Origin of the sequence: Streptomyces spinosisporus, assembly GCF_022698145.1 — a bacterium.
GTDB lineage: Bacteria > Actinomycetota > Actinomycetes > Streptomycetales > Streptomycetaceae > Streptomyces > Streptomyces spinosisporus.
The window spans coordinates 449,721-470,757 of sequence record NZ_JALDAX010000001.1; the positions used below are offsets into that span (position 1 = coordinate 449,721).

General features: G+C 72.9%; 17 protein-coding genes. 7 read left to right on the forward strand and 10 right to left on the reverse strand.

Translation table 11 applies throughout. The annotated features are described in order from the left end of the window. Positions 1–15: 15 nt before the first annotated feature. Positions 16–909, reverse strand: a complete 894-nt coding sequence (locus MQN93_RS01910) for a (2Fe-2S)-binding protein (protein ID WP_242708013.1) — start codon at positions 907–909, stop codon at positions 16–18. Between the two features lie 154 nt (positions 910–1,063). Between MQN93_RS01910 and MQN93_RS01915 the strand changes: the two genes are divergently transcribed. Continuing rightward, positions 1,064–1,921, forward strand: a complete 858-nt coding sequence (locus MQN93_RS01915) for a GntR family transcriptional regulator (RefSeq protein ID WP_242708014.1) — start codon at positions 1,064–1,066, stop codon at positions 1,919–1,921. Positions 1,922–2,234: 313 nt separating this feature from the next. Here the strand turns inward: MQN93_RS01915 and MQN93_RS01920 are convergent, their stop codons facing one another. Both MQN93_RS01920 and MQN93_RS01925 read right to left on the reverse strand, forming a co-directional pair. Continuing rightward, a complete protein-coding gene (locus tag MQN93_RS01920) occupies positions 2,235–3,017 on the reverse strand; it encodes a hypothetical protein (protein ID WP_016431864.1) in 783 nt (260 codons plus the stop codon). Positions 3,018–3,169: 152 nt separating this feature from the next. Continuing rightward, on the reverse strand, positions 3,170–4,843 hold the full coding sequence (locus MQN93_RS01925; protein WP_242708015.1) for a PucR family transcriptional regulator: 1,674 nt from the start codon (positions 4,841–4,843) through the stop codon (positions 3,170–3,172). 342 nt (positions 4,844–5,185) lie between these two features. On the opposite strand from MQN93_RS01925, the gene MQN93_RS01930 reads away from it, so the two are divergent. The 4 genes from MQN93_RS01930 to MQN93_RS01945 all read left to right on the forward strand — a co-directional run bounded on the left by MQN93_RS01930 (position 5,186) and on the right by MQN93_RS01945 (position 10,541). Next, positions 5,186–6,076 (forward strand): FAD binding domain-containing protein, encoded by an 891-nt coding sequence (locus MQN93_RS01930; RefSeq protein WP_242708016.1) that lies wholly within the window; start codon positions 5,186–5,188, stop codon positions 6,074–6,076. Then, the gene (locus MQN93_RS01935) at positions 6,076–6,570 is read left to right on the forward strand and encodes a (2Fe-2S)-binding protein (protein ID WP_016431861.1); all 495 of its coding nucleotides are present in this window, start codon (positions 6,076–6,078) and stop codon (positions 6,568–6,570) included. Before MQN93_RS01930 ends, MQN93_RS01935 begins: the two co-directional genes overlap by 1 nt. A gap of 5 nt (positions 6,571–6,575) precedes the next feature. Next, on the forward strand, positions 6,576–8,960 hold the full coding sequence (locus MQN93_RS01940) for a xanthine dehydrogenase family protein molybdopterin-binding subunit (protein WP_242708501.1): 2,385 nt from the start codon (positions 6,576–6,578) through the stop codon (positions 8,958–8,960). A gap of 123 nt (positions 8,961–9,083) precedes the next feature. Further along, entirely contained in the window at positions 9,084–10,541 is a 1,458-nt protein-coding gene (locus MQN93_RS01945; RefSeq protein ID WP_016431859.1) for an NCS2 family permease, read from the forward strand. Positions 10,542–10,603: 62 nt separating this feature from the next. Here the strand turns inward: MQN93_RS01945 and MQN93_RS01950 are convergent, their stop codons facing one another. From MQN93_RS01950 to MQN93_RS01960, 3 genes are all read right to left on the reverse strand, one after another. Continuing rightward, positions 10,604–11,044 carry an SRPBCC family protein gene (locus MQN93_RS01950; RefSeq protein WP_242708017.1) on the reverse strand — a complete coding sequence of 147 codons (441 nt, stop codon included), beginning with the start codon at positions 11,042–11,044 and terminating at the stop codon, positions 10,604–10,606. Between the two features lie 111 nt (positions 11,045–11,155). Beyond that, on the reverse strand, positions 11,156–11,782 hold the full coding sequence (locus tag MQN93_RS01955; RefSeq protein WP_242708018.1) for a thiol:disulfide interchange protein DsbA/DsbL: 627 nt from the start codon (positions 11,780–11,782) through the stop codon (positions 11,156–11,158). Positions 11,783–11,890: 108 nt separating this feature from the next. After that, entirely contained in the window at positions 11,891–13,030 is a 1,140-nt protein-coding gene (locus MQN93_RS01960; protein ID WP_242708019.1) for a magnesium and cobalt transport protein CorA, read from the reverse strand. 188 nt (positions 13,031–13,218) lie between these two features. Between MQN93_RS01960 and MQN93_RS01965 the strand changes: the two genes are divergently transcribed. Beyond that, positions 13,219–14,340 carry a winged helix DNA-binding domain-containing protein gene (locus MQN93_RS01965; RefSeq protein WP_242708020.1) on the forward strand — a complete coding sequence of 374 codons (1,122 nt, stop codon included), beginning with the start codon at positions 13,219–13,221 and terminating at the stop codon, positions 14,338–14,340. Between the two features lie 41 nt (positions 14,341–14,381). On the opposite strand, the gene MQN93_RS01970 is transcribed toward MQN93_RS01965, so the two are convergent. Beyond that, entirely contained in the window at positions 14,382–15,029 is a 648-nt protein-coding gene (locus MQN93_RS01970) for a LysE family translocator (protein ID WP_242708502.1), read from the reverse strand. 93 nt (positions 15,030–15,122) lie between these two features. Between MQN93_RS01970 and MQN93_RS01975 the strand changes: the two genes are divergently transcribed. Beyond that, positions 15,123–15,989, forward strand: a complete 867-nt coding sequence (locus MQN93_RS01975; RefSeq protein WP_242708021.1) for a LysR family transcriptional regulator — start codon at positions 15,123–15,125, stop codon at positions 15,987–15,989. A 110-nt stretch (positions 15,990–16,099) separates the two neighbouring features. Here the strand turns inward: MQN93_RS01975 and MQN93_RS01980 are convergent, their stop codons facing one another. From MQN93_RS01980 to MQN93_RS01990, 3 genes are all read right to left on the reverse strand, one after another. Next, positions 16,100–16,891, reverse strand: a complete 792-nt coding sequence (locus MQN93_RS01980) for a S1 family peptidase (protein WP_016431852.1) — start codon at positions 16,889–16,891, stop codon at positions 16,100–16,102. A gap of 203 nt (positions 16,892–17,094) precedes the next feature. Further along, entirely contained in the window at positions 17,095–19,896 is a 2,802-nt protein-coding gene (locus MQN93_RS01985; RefSeq protein WP_016431851.1) for a helix-turn-helix transcriptional regulator, read from the reverse strand. A 161-nt stretch (positions 19,897–20,057) separates the two neighbouring features. Further along, entirely contained in the window at positions 20,058–20,885 is an 828-nt protein-coding gene (locus MQN93_RS01990) for a response regulator transcription factor (RefSeq protein ID WP_242708022.1), read from the reverse strand. Between the last annotated feature and the right edge of the window lie 152 nt (positions 20,886–21,037).

Consider the following 21,037-nt stretch of genomic DNA (forward strand, 5'->3'; position numbering starts at 1 on the left):
CCGCCTGAGGGGGCCTCAACTCGCGGCGGCGGCCAGTGGTTTGGTGGACCGGTTCGTGCCGCAGGTGCGCGGGCAGGTGGCGCAGATGTCCTCGGGGCGCACCGTGTAGAACATGCAGCAGCTCGTCCGGTCCCGGGTGATCTGAGGGTCCCCCCAGGCCTTCTCGGGCGCCGGGGGAGTCTCGCCGTTCGGTCCGGTCAGCACCCGGAAGGCGGCGGACCCGGCGTAGGGCTTGGTGGCGCCCGGCAGCAGTGCCTCCAGCTCGCGCATCGCCCGCCGCTCCTCGCCCAGCAGATGGGCGACGTACCACAGGCCCTCGACGATCTCGTCGGTCGCCATGCCCCACAGGGCGCGCCCGCGCCTGCGCATCCGCGGTCCGAACGCGGCGAGGACGGGTTCGAGGTGCTCGGCCACGGCGGTGCGCACCTGTGCCCGCAGCGCCTCCTCGTCGGCGACGACGTGGGCGCCGGGCAGTGCGGCGGCCGGGTCGCCGGGGAGGCAGGAGAAGCCGGCCGGCCGTACGGCCATGCGGCCGATGGAGAGGCCGGGTGCGGTGCGGTCGTAGGACACCCGGGCCACCGGCAGGCGCGGCACCCGGCGCTGCAGGAACCACGGCATGGTGATCAGGAGACAGGCGGGCCAGGCGTACCGGTGCAGCCCGAAGCTCGCCACGACGTCCGGTCGCGCGCGCGTTCCGTAGTCGCGCAGTATCTGTGCGTCGTCCCATTCCAGGAAGGTGTCGAGGCCCGTCCCGCCCTCCGCGAGCGAGGCGGCGGGGATCCAGCCGCCGGTTCGCGGCGCGGGCTCCCGTGCGCCGAGTTCCGTGATCTCCAGGCCCGGAAAAGCCTCGGTCAGCCGGGTGTACGCGTCCGTGTGCGCCGAGCGGGGCACGGGTGTGTGCACGGGCATGCGGGACCGCCGATCGAGGTCGTTTGTAGGCAAGCCTTACCTTACCCAAGATCGTGGAGGTTTGAACTGACGGCTCGTGCGCTTATGGTGCTTGACGGACGAGTAACAACCCGTCGTAATGACCCCAAGTACCGACACGTCCGGAGGAGGACCCGTGAGGCGGAGCACGCCGGGCTCGGCGGTGACGGGGATTCCGGAGAGCTGGACGGCCGCCGCGCCCCGGGTGCCGCAGCAGCCCGCGGCGGCGGACGTCGACCGCGACCGGCGCGACCGGGCCGCGGGGACGGACCGGGAACGGGCCGACGGGCAGGGGGCCGGACGCGGGAGGGACGTCGCCGCCACGCGCGGCGAGCACACCCACAGCGAGCAGCCCTACCCCCGCCCCCGTCCGGTGCAGCGGGCCTCCGTGCGCGGTCAGATCCTCGACGCGCTGCGTACCGCGCTGGTCGCGGGCGAGCTGACGCCGGGGGAGGTGTACTCGGCGCCGGTCCTCGGTGAGCGGTTCGGGGTCTCCGCGACGCCCGTCCGGGAGGCGATGCAGCAGCTCGCGCTCGAAGGGGCGGTCGAGGTGGTGCCCAACCGGGGCTTCCGGGTGATCGAGCGCGGCACCCGTGAACTGGCCGAACTGGCCGAGGTCCGGGCGCTGATCGAGGTTCCGGTGGTGCTGCGCCTGGCCCGTACGGTCCCGGCCGAACGCTGGGTGGAGCTACGGCCGCTGGCCGACGCGACGGTCCGCGCCGCATCCTCCGGCTGCCGTGCCACCTACGCCGAGTCCGACCGCACCTTCCACCGCGCCCTGCTGTCCTTCTGCGGCAACGAACAGCTCGTCCAGATCGCCGACGACCTCCACCGCCGCGCCCAGTGGCCCCTGGTCGGCGCCCCCGCCACCCGCGGCCGCGCCGACCTCGTCGCGGACGCCGCCGAACACACCTCCCTCCTGGACGCGCTGATCGCCCACGATCTCGACGTGGTACGGGGCCTGGTGGGGGAGCACTTCACCGGGGCACTGTGAGCGACTGAGGCTGCAGTCCCGCGACCGGACCTGAGGCAGCTCAGGTTGTAGCCGCCCCACAGCCGGCGGAGCCGGTCCCCGGGCCAGGTCAGCCCGTGGCCTCCCCGCAGCCGGCGGAGCCGTTCCCCGGGCCGGTCAGGCCGTAGCCGGCCTCGGTGTCGGAGGTGCCGACTGCCGAAGCGGCCAGGTCCGGCGACTGCGGCGGGTCTCTCGGCCGCGGGGGAAGACTCGCGGCCGTCAGGGCGGGCGGCGGCCCGCGGGCCAGCTCAGGTTGTAGCCGCCCCGCAGCCGGCGGAGCCGGTCCCCGGGCCGGTCAGGCCGTAGCCGCCCCCGTAGCCGGCGGAGCCAGTTGGCGGGAGAGCCAGGTTGGTACGCCGCCGAGGAGGCGGAACAGGCGGCGGGCCTCCTCGCGGAGGCGGGAGGCCTCCGGTTCCGTTTCCGTGTCGGCCAGGGACACCAGGGCCGGGGCCGTGCCGACGAGGTAGCCCAACTCCTCGCGGATGCGCAGGGATTCGGCGAAGCCGTGCCGTGCCTCGGCCAGCTCCCCCTCCCGCAGGGCGAGTCCGGCGAGATGGCGCCAGGTGAACGACAGCAGCAGCGGGTCGGAGTGCGCCGTGGCGGCCGCGTGCGCCCGCCGGTACGCCGCCCGCGCGGCCTGCGGCGACCCCGTGAGGTTCTCCGCGAGCAGACCCCGCCGGAAGTCCAGCACCGCGCGCCCCGCCGCACCCGGAGCGATCAGCGCCGCCGCCCGGCCCAGCGCGGAGCGTGCCTCGTCGGCCCGGTCGCGCACTCCGTGCAGGGTGGCCGCGTACGCAAGGTGCCCTCTTTCACAAGCGGCCGCGCCCCGCTCGTCGTCGGTGTGGGCCAGCGCCTCGGCCGTGCGCAGCGCGTCCTCGGCCTCCTCCCAGCCCTGCTCGGTGTACAGACACCGTTCGACCAGCAGCGCGGCACGCTGCAACGAGGCATCCGCGGTACCGGGTTGGAGCAGCGCGGCCGCGTCGGCCCAGCAGGCGCGTGAGCGCAGCCGCCATACCGCGGTCTGGAGGGGATCGTCACCAGCGGTCGTTCCGTTACCAGACATGGCGGTATGCGCCACGTTGCCCTCCCCGAGCACGCCATCGAGCTATGAGTGGTGGCGGCATCTCAGCACGAATTCCGGGGCCCGGCCAAGGGGGTGGGTGAAGGATTTCACAAAGTCGTGGGACGGTGACGGCACTTGGTGCCACCCCCGTCCCACGCCGGATGACCTCAGCTCATCCGCAGTGCCAGGAAGAAATCGAGCTTGTCCTCCAGGCGCGAGAGATCACGACTCGTCAACTGCTCGATCCGCCCGACGCGGTAGCGCAGCGTGTTGACGTGCAGGTGGAGCCGGGTCGCGCAGCGCGTCCAGGAGCCGTCGCAGTCGAGGAAGGCCTCCAGCGTGGGGATCAGCTCGGCGCGGTGGCGGCGGTCGTAGTCGCGCAGCGGATCGAGCAGCCGGGCGGTGAAGGCGCGGCGGACGTCGTCCGGCACGAACGGCAGCAGCAGCACGTGCGAGGCCAGCTCCTGATGCCCGGCCGCGCACACCCGTCCGGGCCGCGCAGCGGCGACCCGCCGTGCGTGCCGCGCCTCCTCCAGCGCCCCGCGCAGCCCCTCCGCCGAGTGCACGGCCGCGCTGACGCCGAGCGTCACGTGCCCGTCGTCGTCCAGGCCCGCCGACAGCGGGTCCCGCACGGTCTCCAGCAGCACGTCGGCGAGGATGCCGGTCTCGGAGCCGTCGTGCTCGGCCGAGACGGCCGGCAGCGGTACGAGTGCGACGGCCTCGTCGCCGGTGTGGGCCACGGCGATACGGTCGGAGGGCTCGGGCCCCGTCGCCAGCGGGTCGACGAGGATCTCCTCCAGCAGCGCCTGCGCGACCGGCCCGGCCTCGATGTCCGCGTCCGCCCAGTCCACGCGGGCCACGATCACCTGCCAGTGCGGCGCGGCCCCGAGGCCGGGCAGCAGCACCGGCGCCGCCACCCGCAGCCGGGCGGCGATCTCGGCGGGCGCCGCGCCCGTCTGCACCAGTTCCAGGACCTCCTGCGCCAGCCGTCTGCGCACCGTGCGCGCCGCGTCCCTGCGGTCCCGCTCGACCGAGATCAGCTGGGTGACGCCCTGCAGCAGGTCCAGCCGCTCCGCGGGCCAGTCCCCGGCGTCCGCCTCGACGGCCAGCAGCCAGTCCGACAGCACCGTCTCGCGCACGTCCCGCGAGGCCTGCGCGGAGCGCCCGCCGGCGCGGATGGGGAAGAGGCTGTACGTGGTCGGGCCGAGCGTCACCCGGTGCGGTCCGCGCCGTCCCGTGCGGGCGGCGGCCAGGTGTTCCGCGGCCAGCTTGGCGCAGCGGTCGGCGGGCAGCCCCGGCCCGGCGGCCTTCGGGCCCGCGATGAGCCGGCCGGTGGGCGAGAGCACCCACGCCTGCAGGTCCAGGTCGGAGCCGAGCAGGTCGAGGACCACGTCGGGGCCGCCGCCCGCGGGGCCCGAGGTCATCATCCGCCGGTGCCGGTCGACGACGGCCGCGAGGTCCCCGGCGCGCTCGCCGGACACCTGCCGCACCACATGCTCGGTGATCGTCGCGAACGCCACCGACTCGTCCACCGCGAACAGCGGCAGCCGGTGCCGGGCGCAGGCCGCGACGAGGTCGTCGGGGATGTCCCGCAGCTCCGCCTCACCGGCGGCCAGGGCCGCCACCCCGGCCTGCGCCAGGATCCGTACGAAGGGCTCGGAGTCGTCGGCGTCCCGGCGCCAGGCCAGCCCCGTCAGGACCAGCTCGCCGCCCGAGAGATAGCGGCTGGGGTCCCGCAGGTCGGTGGTCATCACCCCGCGTACGGTGCGGTCGAGCTCGTCCTCGCCGCCGAGCAGCCGCAGGCCCAGCGCGTCGGTGTCCAGCAGTGCGCGCAGCCGCATTCTCGTCGCCGCCGTTCTTTGTCTCGAAATCTACGATGATGGGGAGGAGGAGCGGTGGAAGGAGCCCGGCGACCGCCGCGCGCGGCGCATCCCTCGATCGCCTGGCTGTTTCCTGCGTTTTTACAGGAGAACGAAGAGGTTGCTGATGACCTCCGTTCATACGAATCTACAAGATGCCCGGCCTGGCCAGCCAACTCCTTCATGGTTTCCGTGACTGACCCGGGCGGAGCACGGCGCTGTGTACTGACTCCGTTCCGCGTGAACAGCACGTGAACGAGCCGGGACCGCCGGAGTGGATCTGGCTCGATCCGTACGACCACGAGACGCAGAAGAGAGCCGGCCATGGACTTCCTTCGCCCCGCCAGCTGGCAGGAGGCGCTCGCCGCCAAGGCGGAGCACCCTGCCGCTGTGCCGATCGCCGGCGGCACCGACGTGATGGTCGAGATCAACTTCGACCACCGCCGGCCCGAGCACCTGCTCGACCTGAACCGCATCGCCGACCTGTACGAGTGGGAGGTCGGCGAGGAGAGCGTACGGCTGGGCGCATCCGTCCCGTACACGCAGATCATGGAGAACCTGCGCGCCGAGCTGCCGGGCCTCGCCCTCGCCTCCCGCACCGTCGCCTCCCCGCAGATCCGCAACCGCGGCGGCGTCGGCGGCAACCTCGGCACCGCCTCCCCGGCCGGCGACGCCCACCCCGCCCTGCTGGCGGCCGGCGCCGAGGTCGAGGTCGAGTCGGTGCGCGGCAGCCGCCGTATCCCGATCGACGCGTTCTTCACCGGCGTCAAGCGCAACGCACTCGCCGCGGACGAACTGATCAAGTGGGTGCACATCGCGAAGGCCGACGGGCCGCAGCAGTTCTCCAAGGTCGGCACCCGCAACGCCATGGTCATCGCGGTGTGCGCCTTCGGTCTCGCGCTGCACCCCGCGACCCGCACGGTCCGCACCGGCATCGGCTCGGCCGCGCCCACGCCCGTGCGGGCGAAGGCCGCGGAGGAGTTCCTGAACGCGGCGCTCGAGGAGGGCGGCTTCTGGGACAACGGCAGGATCGTCCCCCCGTCGGTCGCGGCGCAGTTCGCCCAGCTCTGCTCCGGCGCCTGCAACCCGATCGACGACGTCCGGGGCACGGCGGGCTACCGCCGCCACGCGGTCGGCGTCGTGGCCCGCCGCACGCTTGCCTGGACGTGGGAGTCGTACCGCGGCGCCCGCCGCGTCACGGAGGGAGCCGCGTGATGCGCGTCAATCTCACCGTCAACGGACGCCCGCAGCAGGCGGACGACGTCTGGGAGGGCGAGAGCCTGCTCTACGTCCTGCGCGAGCGCCTGGGGCTGCCCGGTTCCAAGAACGCCTGCGAGCAGGGCGAGTGCGGCTCCTGCACGGTCCGCCTGGACGGCGTGCCGGTGTGCTCCTGCCTGGTCGCGGCCGGCCAGGCGGAGGGCCGTGAGGTCGTCACCGTCGAGGGCCTCGCGGACCTCGCCGGGCGGCGCGCCGAGGGCGGCGAACTCGCCCCCGTCCAGCAGGCGTTCATCGACGCCGGTGCCGTCCAGTGCGGCTTCTGCACGCCCGGTCTGCTGGTCGCCGCCGACGAGATGCTGGAGCGCAACCCGAACCCGAGCGACGAGGACATCCGCGAGGCGCTCTCGGGCAATCTGTGCCGCTGCACCGGCTACGAGAAGATCATGGACGCGGTCCGTCTCGCGGCCGCCCGGCAGCAGGAGGCGGTGTGACCCCCATGCCCGCCGACAAGGCTCCCACCACGATCAGCCAGGGGTCGCAGACCAAGGGCGGTATCGGCGAGTCCACGCTCCGCCCGGACGGCACCCTGAAGGTCACGGGCGAGTTCGCGTACTCGTCCGACATGTGGCACGAGGACATGCTGTGGGGCCAGATCCTGCGCTCCACCGTCGCCCACGCCGAGATCGTCTCCATCGACACCGGCGAGGCCCTGGCCACACCGGGCGTCCACGCCGTCATGACGTACGACGACCTGCCGACCGCGGTGCGCCACTACGGCCTGGAGATCCGCGACACCCCGGTCCTCGCCCACGGCAAGGTGCGCCACCACGGCGAGCCGGTCGCGATCGTCGCCGCCGACCACCCCGAGACCGCGCGCCGCGCCGCCGCCAAAATCCGGGTCGAGTACCGCGAGCTGCCCGTCATCACCGACGAGGCCTCCGCGACCGCGCCCGGCGCCGTCCTCGTCCACGAGAACCGCGAGGACCACCACGCCCGCCACGTCCCGCACCCCAACATCGTGCACCGCCAGCCGATCGTCCGCGGCGACGCGGCCGCGGCCGCGCGCCGAGCCGACGTCATCGTCACCGGCGACTACACCTTCGGCATGCAGGACCAGGCCTTCCTCGGCCCCGAGTCCGGTCTCGCGGTCCCGGAGGAGGACGGCGGCGTCCACCTCTACATCGCCACCCAGTGGCTCCACTCCGACCTGCGCCAGATCGCGCCCGTGCTCGGCCTTCCCGAGCACAAGGTGCGCATGACGCTCTCCGGCGTCGGCGGCGCCTTCGGCGGGCGCGAGGACCTGTCGATGCAGATCCACGCCTGCCTCCTCGCCCTGCGCACCGGCAGGCCCGTCAAAATCGTCTACAACCGCTTCGAGTCCTTCTTCGGGCACGTCCACCGCCACCCGGCCACGCTCCACTACGAGCACGGGGCCACGCGCGACGGCAGGGTGACCCATGTGAAGTGCCGGATCGTGCTGGACGGCGGCGCCTACGCCTCCGCCTCCCCGGCCGTCGTCGGCAACGCCTCGTCCCTGTCGGTGGGCCCGTACGCGATCGACGACGTCGACATCGAGGCCCTCGCCCTCTACACCAACAACCCGCCCTGCGGCGCCATGCGCGGCTTCGGCGCGGTCCAGGCGTGCTTCGCCTACGAGGCGCAGATGGACAAGCTGGCCAAGGAACTCGGCATGGACCCGGTGGAGTTCCGGCAGCTGAACGCGATGGAGCAGGGCACCCTCATGCCGACCGGGCAGCGGGTCGACTCCCCGGCCCCGGTCGCCGAACTGCTGCGCCGCGTCAAGGCGATGCCCATGCCGCCGGAGCGCCAGTGGGAGTCCAGCGAGGGCGCGGACGTACGGCAGCTGCCCGGCGGCCTGTCCAACACCACCCACGGCGAGGACGTCGTCCGCGGTGTCGGCTACGCGGTCGGCATCAAGAACGTCGGCTTCTCCGAGGGCTTCGACGACTACTCCACCGCGCGGGTGCGCATGGAGGTCGTCGGCGGCGAGCCCGTCGCGACCGTGCACACGGCGATGGCGGAGGTCGGCCAGGGCGGTGTCACCGTCCACGCGCAGATCGCCCGCACCGAGCTGGGCGTCGCGCAGGTGACCATCCGCCCCGCCGACACCCAGGTCGGCTCGGCCGGTTCGACCTCGGCCTCCCGGCAGACCTACGTCACCGGTGGGGCCGTCAGGAACGCCTGCGAGCTCGTCCGCGAGCGGGTGCTGGAGACCGGCCGCCGCAGGTTCGGTGCGTACCACCCCGCCTGGGCCACCGCCGAACTGCGCCTGGAGGGCGGCAAGGTGGTCACCGACGGCGGCGAGGTCCTCGCCGACCTGGTGGACGTCCTGGAGGGCGAGGCGGTCGAGGTGGAGCAGGAGTGGCGCCACCGCCCGACCGAGCCCTTCGACCGGCGCACCGGCCAGGGCAACGGCCACGTCCAGTACTCCTTCGCCGCGCACCGCGCCGTCGTCGAGGTCGACACCGCGCTCGGCCTGGTCAAGGTCGTCGAACTGGCCTGTGCGCAGGACGTCGGCAAGGCGCTCAACCCGCTGTCCGTCATCGGCCAGATCCAGGGCGGCACCGTCCAGGGCCTGGGCATGGCGGTGATGGAGGAGATCGTCGTCGACCCCGCGACGGCGAAGGTCAGGAACCCGTCCTTCACGGACTATCTGATCCCCACGATTCTCGACACGCCGACCATCCCCGTCGACGTGCTCGAACTCGCCGACGACCACGCGCCGTACGGGCTGCGCGGCGTCGGTGAGGCACCGACCCTGTCGTCGACCCCGGCCGTGCTCGCGGCGATCCGCGACGCGACCGGGCTCGAACTGAACAGGACCCCGGTCCGGCCCGAGCACCTCACCGGAACCGTGTGAAAGACCGCCAGTTCGTTCGTCTCGGGCCGTCCCCCGGGTCGTGCGGCCGCAGCACCATCCCAAATCCCGTATGCGCCTTCGGCGTTGACGGGTGCCTCTGTGAACCTTGGGAGTAGGCCCCACATGACCCAGCAGTCCCTGAAGCCGGCGACCACCGCCGCCGACGCGGGAGAAGGAACCCGCGTCCCGGCCGGCCGGTCCTGGCTCGACCGTTACTTCCACATCACCAAGCGCGGATCCTCCGTCGCGCGAGAAGTGCGCGGCGGCGTCACCACCTTCATGGCGATGGCGTACATCCTCCTGCTCAACCCCCTGATCCTGTCCGGCAAGGACGCAGCCGGGGACACGCTCGGCCAGAAGGCCCTGATCACCGCGACGGCGTTCGGAGCGGCCTTCACCACGCTGCTCATGGGCTTCTTCGGCAAGGTGCCGCTCGCCCTCGCCGCCGGCCTGTCCGTCTCCGGCGTGCTGTCCTCGCAGGTGGCCCCGCAGATGACCTGGCCGCAGGCCATGGGCATGTGCGTGATGTACGGCGTGGTCATCATGCTGCTGGTCGTCACCGGCCTGCGCGAGATGATCATGAACGCGATCCCGCTCGCGCTCAAGCACGCCATCACCATGGGCATCGGGCTGTTCATCGCGCTGATCGGCCTGGTGAAGGCCGGCTTCGTGCACCAGGGCAAGGCGACCCCCGTCACCCTCGGGGCGACCGGTGAACTCGCCGGCTGGCCCGTGCTGCTCTTCGCTCTCACCCTGCTCGCCATCTTCATGCTGCAGGCGCGCGGCATCCCCGGCGCGATCCTGATCGGCATCGTCGGCGGCACCGTCGCTTCCGTCGTCCTCAACGCGGCCGGTGTCATCGACCCGAAGCAGTGGGCGAGCGGCGCCCCCGAACTGCACGGCAGCGCGGTCTCCATGCCCGACTTCTCGCTCTTCGGCAAGGTGGAGTTCGGGGGGTGGGGCAGCGTCGGCGCGATGACCGTCGGCATGATCGTCTTCACGCTCGTACTGGCCGGCTTCTTCGACGCGATGGCCACCATCATCGGCGTCGGCACCGAGGCCAAGCTGGCCGACGAACAGGGCCGGATGCCGGGCCTGTCCAAGGCACTGTTCATCGACGGCGCGGGCGGCGCGATCGGCGGCGTCGCGGGCGCCTCCGGGCAGACCGTGTTCGTGGAGTCCGCGACCGGCGTCGGCGAGGGCGCCCGCACGGGCCTGTCCTCGGTGATCACCGGCCTGTTCTTCGCGGCCTGTCTGTTCTTCACCCCGCTGACGGCGATCGTCCCCGGCGAGGTCGCCGCCGCGGCCCTGGTGGTGATCGGCGCCATGATGATGATGAACGCCCGGCACGTGGACTGGGCCGACCGCGCCACCGCGATCCCGGTCTTCCTGACCGTCGTGATCATGCCGTTCACGTACTCCATCACCGCGGGCGTCGCGGCCGGAGTCGTCTCCTACGTCGCCATCAAGATCGCGCAGGGCAAGGCGCGGGAGATCGGCGCCTTCATGTGGGGCCTGACGGTGATCTTCCTGGTCTACTTCTCCCTCAATCCGATCGAGAGCTGGATGGGCGTGCACTGACGGCGACCGCGGCCGGCGGCGACCCCGCCGGCCGGTCGGGAGCAGGCATGCGTCGATCGGTGTCAGGGCGTTCTGAGGAGGCGGTTGGCCGCCCGTCCGAACATCGCGCGGGCGACGGGTGCGACGAGCACGTCGAGGAAACCGGGGAGGAAGCGGACGTCCAGCTCCTCGCGCCAGAGCACCCGGCTGCGGCCCCCCGGCCCCGGCCGGACCTCGATCTCGGCCCAGCCCGCGATCACCCGTCCCCGCTTCTCCAGCCGGCACAGCCCCGCCTCGCCGTCCATGGGCGGTCGCCACACCGTGACCTCCATCGGGTCCTCGAAGGCGAGCGGCCACAGCCCGGAACGGGCGACGAAGACCGTGCCCACGTCCGTCGGCGCGGGCGTGACCACCCTGACGCGGGTCAGCGGGACCACGTCGCCGTGCCGGGGCCATGCGGTGAGGCGGCGCCACGCCTCGTCGAGGGGGAGCAGGGCCGTGCGTTGGAGGAGGAAGTTGACCACGTAACGATCGTAGGTAATCCGGGCTGCTCACAGGGGTGTTCACCGGCGCGTCACGCACTTGGACCAGAGCGGCGCGCGCCAGAGTGCGTAGACGGGACGGCTACGGCAGGGTCACGAGGACCGCGCCGTGCGGTAGAGGTGATCCAGCGCCGACACGGTCGCGGCGTCGCTGCCCGCCAGGAAGGGCGAGGTGCGGAAACGGCCGCCCACGACCACGGTCGGCTCCTCGACCACCTGGTAGCGCTCACGGAGCGCGGGCGCCGCCTTCACGGCGTCCGTGACCGCCCTGGACCGGTAGGCGCCGCGTACCGCGTCCACATCGAGGCCCTGCCCGGCGGCCCAGGCCAGGACCTTCTTCTCGGTGGTGAGGCTCTGGTGCCGGTCCCGTACGGCGCGGAAGACCGCGAGCGCCTCACGCTCCGCGAGACCGAGCCGGTCCAGGGTGTAGAACAGGCGGGCGTAGGCGAGTTGGTCGGGCTGGTCCGGCCAGGCCGCGGGGATGCGGACCACCTTCACCGCGGGGTGCTGCCGTGCCGCCCAGTCCTCCAGCGGCTTCTCGAAGGCGTAGGAGTCCGGGCAGTCGTACCAGAACACCTCCACCACCTGGCGGGCGTCCACGCCGGACACCGGGTGCTTGAGCCGGACGTACTGCTCGCCCTCCTTCGGATCGCCCGGGGCGGCTCCGAGCAGGCAGGTCAGGACGGCCGTCAGCGCGAGCAGGCGCAGGGGTCTTTTCATGGCGGTCACCCTGACGCCCGCCGTCCCCGGACACCCGGGTGACACACGCGAGGTCCCTCGATCGGCCGCGGCACCGGACCGCTCGGAGCCGGCCTGCCGCCGCCGTTCTCAGAGCCAGCCCCGCCGTTTGAAGATCAGATACAGGCTGAAGCAGACCACGCCCATCAGACCGATGGCGAAGGGATAGCCGAAGGTCCAGCTCAGCTCGGGCATGTGCTGGAAGTTCATGCCGTAGATCGTGCCCACCAGCGTCGGCGCGAACAGAATGGCCGCCCACGACGAGATCCGTTTGATCTCCTCGTTCTGCTCGAAGCCCGCCTGCGCCAGCGCCCGCATCTCCGCGTTCTGCTGCTGGGTGACCAGGGTCGCGTTCACCGTGAGGATCTCGGTGAGGGCCTGCCGGAAGCCGTCGACGCGCTCGCTGGTGTGCGTGACATGGTCGGCGACGTCCCGCAGATAGCGCTGCAGCTCCTCGTCCGTGCCGTACTTGGAGAACCCGGCGATCAGGCCGTGCAGCATGCCGACCAGGGGGCGGGTGGCGCGCTGGAACTCGACCATCTCGCGGGAGAGTTCATAGATGCGGCGGGAGACCTCGGGGTCGCCGCGGAAAACCTCGGTCTCGATCTCGTCGATGTCGTTCTGGACGCCGGCGACGACCGGGGCGTACCCGTCGACGACCGCGTCGAGGATGGCGTACAGCACCGCCTCCGGGCCCAGTTTCAGCAGCTCCGTGGACTCCTCCATGCGGTGGCGGACCGCGGAGAGGTCGGGGGCCGCTCCATGGCGCACCGTGATGACGAAGTCGGGCCCCACGAACACATGCAGCTCGCCGAAGTCGACCTCCTCCGGGGCGTCGAGGTAGCGGGCCGCCCGCAGCACGACGAACAGGGTCTCGCCGTAGCGCTCCAGCTTCGGGCGCTGATGCGCCTCCATGGCGTCCTCGACCGCCAGCTGGTGCAGATCGAACTCCGCGGCCAGGGAAAGGAGTTCACCCTCGGTGGGGCGGGCGAGACCGATCCACGCCATTCCGGATGGCTCCTCGCGCAGTTCGCGGAAGGTGTCGGCGAGGGTGGCCGGGGAGGAGACGCGCACGCCGTCGCGGTACAGCGCCGCCTGGACGACGCTGGCCACCTCCGTCGGTTCCACGGGCGCCGGATCGGTCGTCCGCGCGGGCGTCGTCGGCGCGGGTGGCTGCGGCGGGGTCAGTGCGCGGCGCCAGACGGACTTCCTCGCGTTGTCGGCGGCCATCGGGGCACCTCCCGCTCATGGGGGAGGGCGCATCGGCTCGGCGTGCGGCCGCCTCCCGGGTCCTGCCTGCGGCTGGCGTGATCCCGGGCAGGATATACGGGGCGTATGACGGCCGGAGGAGCCGTGGCCGCGGTGCCCGGTGGGAGTTGCGGACAGCAGGTGTCCGCAAGCGCCGCTACCTTCGGAGCATGACGAAGCGGAGCAGGCCGAAGACGACGTCCGCGACGAGCCCCGTGCTCGGCACGCGCGAGCTCAACCGCGCCACACTCGAACGGCAGTTGCTGCTGCGCCGCTCGCCGCTCGGTGCCGAGGCCGCCGTCGCGCATCTGCTCGGGCTCCAGGCGCAGAACGTCAAACCGCCCTACTACGCGCTCGCCGCCCGCCTCGACGGCTTCCGGCCCGAGCAGCTGTCCACGCTGATGGCGGACCGGGACGTCGTCCGCATCGTCACCATGCGCTCGACCATCCACACCCACACCGCCGACGACTGCCTCACCCTGCGCCCCCTCGTCCAGCCGGCCCGCGACCGCGAACTGACCAACTTCCGCAAGGGACTTGCCGGCGTCGACCTGGACCGGCTGGCCCGGCTCGCGCGGGAGCTGGTCGAGGCCGAGCCGCGCACGATGAAGGAGCTGCGCGAGGCCCTGCTCGCCGAGTGGCCGGACGCCGACCCGCAGTCCCTCGGCGTCGCCGCGCGCTGCCGGCTGCCGCTCGTCCAGGTCACCCCGCGCGGACTGTGGGGCCGCAGCGGGCAGGTCGCCCTGACCACCGCCGAGCACTGGCTGGGCCGCTCCGCCGGACCGGCGCCGAGCCCGGACGCCACCGTGCTGCGCTATCTGGCCGCCTTCGGTCCCGCCTCCGTCAAGGACATGCAGACCTGGGCGGGTCTGACCCGGCTGCGCGAGGCCTTCGAGCGGCTGCGCCCCGAACTGGTCACCTTCCGTGACGACAACGGCGTCGAGCTCTTCGACCTGCCGGACGCGCCCCGCCCCGACGCGGACACCCCGGCCCCGCCGCGCTTCCTGCCCGAGTTCGACAACCTGCTCCTCTCCCACGCCGACCGCACCCGGGTCGTGCCCGCCGAGTACCGGGGCCGCAGCTGGGTGGGCAACATGGTGTACCGCACCTTCCTCGTCGACGGCTTCCTGGCCGGGGTGTGGAAGCTGGTCGACGACGCCCTGGTCATCGAGCCCTTCGGCAGGCTCGGCAAGGGGGCGCGGGAGGAACTGGTACAGGAGGGCGAGCGGATGCTGACGGCCATGCATCCGGAGTCGTCGTACGACATCCGGTTCGGGACGGTGATCACATGACTCGGTCGGACCCGAAGGTCATGAACGGGCACGCACGACTCTCAGTCCGCCCGCCCCGTCACCGCCACCGTCACCCCCAGCCCGATCATGGTGAAGCCTCCCGCGCCGCCGATCAGTGACAGACGGCGGTCGGAGCGGGCGAACCAGGCGCGGGCCGCCGAGGCGGTCAGGCCCCAGAGGGTGTCCGTGACGAGGCCGATCGTGATGGGGACCAGCCCCAACAGGAGCATCTGCACCGGGACATGGCCCGCCGAGTGGTCGACGAACTGAGGGAGTACGGCGGCGAAGAACACGACCCCCTTGGGGTTGGTGACCCCCACCAGGACCCCGTCGAGGACGGTCCGCAGATCGCCGCGCGCGGGCCGCACCTGCCGGGTGCCGATCATCGACGCCTTCAGCTCCTTGCGGTGCCGGAACGCCTGCACGCCCAGATACACGAGATAGGCCGCGCCCGCCAGCTTCACCGCCAGATAGACCGTCACGGAGCGCTCCACCAGCGAACCGATGCCGACCGCGACCGCCACCACCAGCAGATACGAGCCGAAGACATTGCCGACCGCGGTCGCCACCGCGGTGCGGCGGCCGTGGGCGAGCGCCCTGCCGATGACGAAGAGCACGCTGGGCCCGGGGATCACGATCACCAGCAGGGACATCGCCGCGAAGGCGAGGAAACGGTCCGTGGACACCATGCCAATCACTCCCATCGGCCGCTCATTCAAACAGCGCCCGACCGGTTCCCTCCAGAGACTGTTGCGAAGGCGACAAGCCCTACAGTCGACCCCATGGAACTGAGGCAGCTCGGTTACTTCGTGGCCGTGGCCGAGGAGCTGCACTTCGGGCGGGCGGCCGAGCGGCTGCACATCGTGCAGTCGGCGGTGAGCATGCAGATACAGCGTCTGGAACGGGAGTTGGGGGCCGAGCTGTTCGACCGCACACCGCGCCGGGTGCGGCTCACGGCGGCCGGTGAGCGGCTGCTGCCCAAGGCGCGGGCGGTGCTGGCCGCGGCCGAGGAGGCGCGGGCCGCCGTCACCCCGGCGCCGGGCCTGCGCATCGGCACCGGTGCGGGACTCGGCACGCATCTCGACCGGGTCCTCGCCGCCTTCGCGCGCCGTGCGCCGGACGTGCCCGTCGAGCTGTTCGAACTGCCCGCCCGTGAGCGGCTGGCCCGGGTCGCGGGCGGCCGGCTCGACGCCGCGTTCGTCCGGGCGGTCGACCCGGTGCCGGGCGTACGCGTACTGCCCCTGTGGCCCGACCCCCTGCTGGCGGCGCTCCCGGCCGGGCATCCGCTCGCCGCGCGCGAGGAGGTCGGCATCGCGGAACTGGCCCGGCTGCCCCTGAGCCTGACCGAGCGGAGCAACAACCCGCCCCTGGTCGACCTGGTCGTCGGCGCCTGCCGCGAGGCCGGCTTCGAGCCGCTGCCGGGACCGGCGGGCGGTTCCCTGCGGGACACCCTCGCCGCCATCGGCGTCCGGCCGCTGTGGACCGTCGTCCACGCCTCCCACGCGCGCGTGCTGCACAGCCCCCGTGTCGCCTTCGTACCGTTCAGCCCACCCGGCCTCGCCCTGCCGACGGGCCTCGCCGTCCCCACCGCCGCCCCGCCCCCGCATGTACGGACCCTGCTGCTCGCCTGCCGCGATCACGAGAACTGACCGCGCGCAACTGACCGCGCGCATTGGAAAGGGGGCGCTGCGGGCTGCTCGTGGAAGCCCGCAACGCCCCCTTGTCTCTCACCTGAGGGGTGCTCAGGAGATCTGCCGGATCACGAGCCGATCTGCTCGGCCACCAGATCCGAGAAGGTGGTCAGCCGGGTGTAGACACCCGGGTAACCCGCCTCCGCGCACCCTTCGCCCCAGGAAGTGATCCCTGCCAGGACGCCCCCGATGAGCAGGGGACCGCCGCTGTCGCCCTGGCAGGTGTCCACGCCGCCGGAGGAGTATCCGGCGCACACCATGTCGGACTGGACGAAGTCCGAACCGTAGGAGTTCTTGCAGCTGGAGTCGGCCACGATCGGCACGGTCGCGGTCCGCAGCTGGTTGGAGGAGCTGCCGTTCTCCGAGGTGGTGCCCCAGCCGAGGATGCGGGCGGTGGTGCCGGACGCGTAGACGGAGGTGTCCGAGGACTTGACGTACGACGCCGTCGTGTACGGCATCGACGTCGACAGCGTCAGGACCGCCACGTCGTCCCCGTTGGTGGCGTCGGTGTAGTCCGGGTTCACCCAGATCTTGCTGACCTTGCTGACGGTGCCGTTCGTGCCGTTCAGATAGGTGCGGCCGCCGACGACCCGCACCCCGCTGGGGCTCTCGCCGGCCATGCAGTGGGCGGCCGTGACCACCTTGGTGGCCGAGACGAGGGTGCCGCCGCAGAACTGGTTCTGCGAGGCGTCGGTGATCTGCATGACGAACGGGTAGGCCGTTGTGGTGGTTGTGGTGCCGCCCACGATGGGCTGGGGCGCGGCTGCCGCGGACGGCGCGCAGAGCAGTGCGGTGACGGCCGCCGTCGCGGCCGCGGCAGTGACTGCGGCGGTCTTTCTGGCACGGGTTGACCCGGACATGAGTCTCCTCAGTGGGGGTTGCCGGTGGGGGGTCGCGCGGGTGGGGGTTTAGCACGGGGGTCGCGGGACCGACCCCCGTATGCCCGGGCGAGCGGCACGCCCTTCACGCTAGGACCCGGAACCCCCGGCTCCCAATGAGGGAACCCCCTAGCGGGCTGGGTGAGGGAAAACCCTCGGTCCGCCTCAGTTAACCTGGCGCGCCGTCACTTCGCGCGCCGTGCCGCCGCCAAACGGACGATGTCCACGCGCGAGCGGATCCCCAGCTTGCGGTAGACCCGGGTCAGGGTCGCCTCGACCGTCTTGACGCTGATGAACAGGCGCGCGGCGATCTCCCGGTTGGTCGCACCCTCCATGACGAGCGCGGCGACCTGCCGTTCCATCGCGGCCAGGCCCTCCAGCCCCTCCGACGCGGCAGTGGGGGCGATCGGTTCCATCCGGCTCGCCGCGGCCGCCGCCTCCACCTGACGCACCCAGGGCAGCGCCCGGCAGCGGCGGAAGAGCCGGGCCGCCTCGTCGTACGACGTCGGCCCGGGTCGGCCGGGCCGCAGCGAGGCCATCGCGAACGCCGCGCGCGCCTCCTCGAGGCCGTACCCGAGCTTCGCCAACCGGTCCTGGGCCGAGGTCAGCTGGGCGAGCGCCGCGTCGTGCTCCCCGCGCGCGGCCCGTACCAGCGCCTCGGCCCGGTCGAGCACGCCGAGCACGCTCTCGCGCCCGAGCCGCAGCGCGTGGGCGCGCGCCCCGTCGAGGAGTCGCTGCGCCTCGTCGATCTCGCCGGTGCGTACGAGGGCCTCGGCGAGATCGCCGTGCCACCGGCCGCGGGCCGGGTCGGTGATGCCGAGCCCGTGCTCCAGATCGCGCACCCGGCGCAGCGAGCGCACCGCGCCCTCGGCGTCCCCGGCGACGAGCTGGGCGTGCCCGAGCGCGGTCAGTCCCCGCGAGACATACATCTGGTCGCCGACCTGCTCGGCCTGCTCGACCGCCTCCCGGGCGAGCGCGAGCGCCCGGTCCGGGTCGCCGCCCGAGGCCTCCGCGAGCGAGTCGAGCACGGCGGACGGTATCTCGCCGATCCCGGAGTCGCGGGCCAGCCGCATGCTCTCCCGCGCGAGGTCCAGGGCGCGTCCGCAGTGTCCGGAGCGCAGTTCGGTCTCGGCGAGCAGCCGTACGAAGTGCACCTCGCTCTCGACCATGCCGCGCCTGCGCACCTCGCGCAGCAGGGCGTTCACGGTGCTGCGGGCCTCGGGCAGCTGGTCGCTCATGATCAGCCAGCGGTAGCGGGTCGCGCCCGCGCCGTTGTGATGGCACGCCACCTGCGGGTCCTGCGGCTCCTTCAGCGCGCGCTTGATGGTCGCGGGGGCGTCCGGGTGGCCCATCAGGGTCTCGGTCTGCGCCTGGAAGGCGAGCGCGAGCAGCTCGGTACGGCGGTCGCCGGCCCGGGCGGCGAGTTCCGCCGCGTGCGCCGCCTCCTCCCGGCCCTCCGCGAAGTCGCCCTCCACGACCAGTCCGCGCCAGGCCAGCTGGTAGTGGACCAGGGCCAGCAGCCGCGGGTCGTCGCCTGCGTCGGCGAGGGCCTGCGGGTAGACGGTGTCGACGTCGCCGAGGGCCTGACCGGCCGCCTCGATCACCACCATCCAGGCCCGCACCCGGTCCGCGGCCGCGGTGGCCCGGGTCAGCACGTCCCGGGCGATGTCCCGGGCGAGGTCCACCTCGCCGGCCGTGATCGCGTCCTCCGCGGCCTGCAACCGGCGCTCGTCGGGGTCGACTTCGCCGTCGGGCGGGGTGTGCCGGGCGGCGAGCAGCCCGAGCGTCGCGGCGACCGAGGGCGCCCCGCGGTCCCGGGCCAGGGCGGCGGCCTCGGCGAGCCGGGCCGCGGCCTCCGGGTCGGTGCCGGTGGTCGCGAGGGCGAGATGGCGGGCGCGCTCGATCGGGTCGGAGGCCGCCGTGGACAGCGCGGCGTGCGCGGCACGCCGGTCCTGCGCGGGCGCCTCCGCGTACAGCGCGGCGGAGACCAGCGGATGCGCGAAGCGTACGGCGGGGCCCTCCGGCTCCGTTGCCAGCAGCCCCAGTTCGGCCGCCCGGGCCGTCTCGGCCTCGGCGTTGTCGCGGCCCGCCGCGTGCAGCAGGGCCAGGGTGGGGCGGGCACCGGCGCTGGCCACCAGCAGGGTGCGGCGGGCCTCGGCGGAGAGCATCTCCAGCCGGTTGAGCACCAGGGCGCGCAGCGAGGTGGGCACCGGCAGCGGCTCGCCGGGGCGCGGCGGGGTGGGGTTCTCGGCCAGGGCGCGGCCCAGTTCGAGGGCGAAGAGCGGATTGCCGCCGCTGGTGCGGTGGATGTCGCGGACCGTGGAGCGGGGCAGGCCGGTGTAGCCGCGGTGGTCGAGGAGGGTGGAGACCTGGGCGCGGGAGAGCGGGCCGAGCCGTACGGCCAGGGTGTCCGGGGGCGATGCGTTCAGATGGCGGTCGTACTCCTGGCCCTCGGTCCGTACCGCGCACAGCAGTTGGACCGGGGTGTCGCCCAGGCGGCGGGCTGCGAAGCCGAGGAGCTCCGCGCTCGCGGAGTCCAGCCACTGCAGATCGTCGGCGACGACGAGGACGGGACCCTCGGCGGCCAGCGCGCGCAGGACCGAGAGCACGGCCAGGCGCAGGGCCAGTCCGTCCCGCTGCAGTGTCGATTCTCCGCGGCCGGTGAGGGCCGACTCCAGGGCCGTGCGCTGGGCGGCGGGCAGCCGGTCGGACACCTCGTCCGCCACCAGGCCGAACAGGTCCGCCAGGGCCAGGAAGGGGAGATGGGATTCGGACTCGGTGGCCGAGCAGCGCAAGACGGTGCGGTCGGCCGTCCCGTATTCGGAGGCCAATGCCCGCAGAGCGGTCGACTTTCCTATTCCGGCGGGGCCGTGGAGCAGCACACTCCCGCCGCGGCCGAGCTGCTCACGCGCCGCGCCGAACAGCTCCTCCCTGCCGATGACCAGGTCGGAGCGGCATCTGGCAGGCTCCTTGAAGTCCCCTCGCACAGGTCCGCTCCCCTCCACGTGTCGTGTCCGGGCCAAATTCTAGGCAATGTCTCTTTGAAATTCGGACGGACGAGGCGGTGAGGGATATAACAATGGTGCAGCATATGCCAATTCAAAGAGCGGCTGAATGAATAACCGACCTTGAGCGGGCGGGCCGCGACCTACGGCAGGAGCCCGGTCCGACGGGCCGTGGCGACCGCCTCCCCCCGGGTGTGGGCGCCCAGTTTGCGCATCGCCGACCGCAGATAGCTCTTCACCGTCTCCGGCCGCAGACCCAGCCGCTGCGAGGCCGCGGAGTTGGTGGCTCCGGCCGCGACACAGGCGAGCACGTCCAGCTCCCGGGGGGCCAGCCGCACCGCCCCGCCCGGCGCGTCCGGCGTCAGCAGCTCGCACGCGTCGAGCAGTTCCGCCCGCAGCGCCGGGTCCGCGATCCGCGGCGCCAGCGCCCGCAGCGCCGCATGCGCCTCCCGCACCTGCTCCCAGGCGGCGCCCGTCGCCGCGGCAGGTCCCGCCTGGGCGGCCGCCGCCAGGCTCCGCGCCTCGTCCCCGACGGCCAGCGCCTGCTCCACGTCCCGCGCGGCCTCCATCGCCGCGTCCAGGGTGCGGTCGCCGAGCGGCTCGGCGGTGCGCAGAGCGCCGTACAGCACACCCCGCACCCGGCGTCGTACGACGACCGGCACCGCCAGGATCGACCGCAGCCCCTCCGTGGCGACCGGGATGTCGTACTCGTGACTGATCTGCCGCGACGAGGAGTAGTCCGTCACGGCGCACGGGCGGGCCAGCGCCACCGCCCGGCCGCCCAGGCCGTTGCCTGAGCTCACCGGCAGCCCGCTGAGCGCGAGTGTGGCCGTGCCGCTCAGTTCGCTGATGCGCACCTGCTGCCGTCCCGGGTCCACCAGACCGCCGAAAGCGACCGGGAGCCGGGTGGTACGCCGCAGCCGTGCCAGCGCACTGCGAATCTCGATGGCCCCGGCCGCGTCTGCTGTCACCTGCTTTGCCCTTTCCTTGCAGCGCACACCCCCGTTCGGGGGTAGTGAGACCTGCATCACGGATTACACGATGGCAGACAGCCGCCCGGCAATGGTCGGGCACAACGGGAGTGAGCCGGAGGGCGCGCCGATGTCGAGGGCGCGAGCGCGCG

Excerpts from the sequence above, each read along its gene's own strand:
- MQN93_RS01910 (WP_242708013.1), bottom strand. The coding sequence starts at position 909 with ATGCCCGTGCACACACCCGTGCCCCGCTCGGCGCACACGGACGCGTAC.
- MQN93_RS01925 (WP_242708015.1), bottom strand. The coding sequence starts at position 4,843 with ATGCGGCTGCGCGCACTGCTGGACACCGACGCGCTGGGCCTGCGGCTG.
- MQN93_RS01930 (WP_242708016.1), top strand. The coding sequence starts at position 5,186 with ATGGACTTCCTTCGCCCCGCCAGCTGGCAGGAGGCGCTCGCCGCCAAG.
- MQN93_RS01935 (WP_016431861.1), top strand. The coding sequence starts at position 6,076 with ATGCGCGTCAATCTCACCGTCAACGGACGCCCGCAGCAGGCGGACGAC.
- MQN93_RS01940 (WP_242708501.1), top strand. The coding sequence starts at position 6,576 with ATGCCCGCCGACAAGGCTCCCACCACGATCAGCCAGGGGTCGCAGACC.
- MQN93_RS01945 (WP_016431859.1), top strand. The coding sequence starts at position 9,084 with ATGACCCAGCAGTCCCTGAAGCCGGCGACCACCGCCGCCGACGCGGGA.
- MQN93_RS01955 (WP_242708018.1), bottom strand. The coding sequence starts at position 11,782 with ATGAAAAGACCCCTGCGCCTGCTCGCGCTGACGGCCGTCCTGACCTGC.
- MQN93_RS01960 (WP_242708019.1), bottom strand. The coding sequence starts at position 13,030 with ATGGCCGCCGACAACGCGAGGAAGTCCGTCTGGCGCCGCGCACTGACC.
- MQN93_RS01965 (WP_242708020.1), top strand. The coding sequence starts at position 13,219 with ATGACGAAGCGGAGCAGGCCGAAGACGACGTCCGCGACGAGCCCCGTG.
- MQN93_RS01970 (WP_242708502.1), bottom strand. The coding sequence starts at position 15,029 with ATGGTGTCCACGGACCGTTTCCTCGCCTTCGCGGCGATGTCCCTGCTG.
- MQN93_RS01975 (WP_242708021.1), top strand. The coding sequence starts at position 15,123 with ATGGAACTGAGGCAGCTCGGTTACTTCGTGGCCGTGGCCGAGGAGCTG.
- MQN93_RS01980 (WP_016431852.1), bottom strand. The coding sequence starts at position 16,891 with ATGTCCGGGTCAACCCGTGCCAGAAAGACCGCCGCAGTCACTGCCGCG.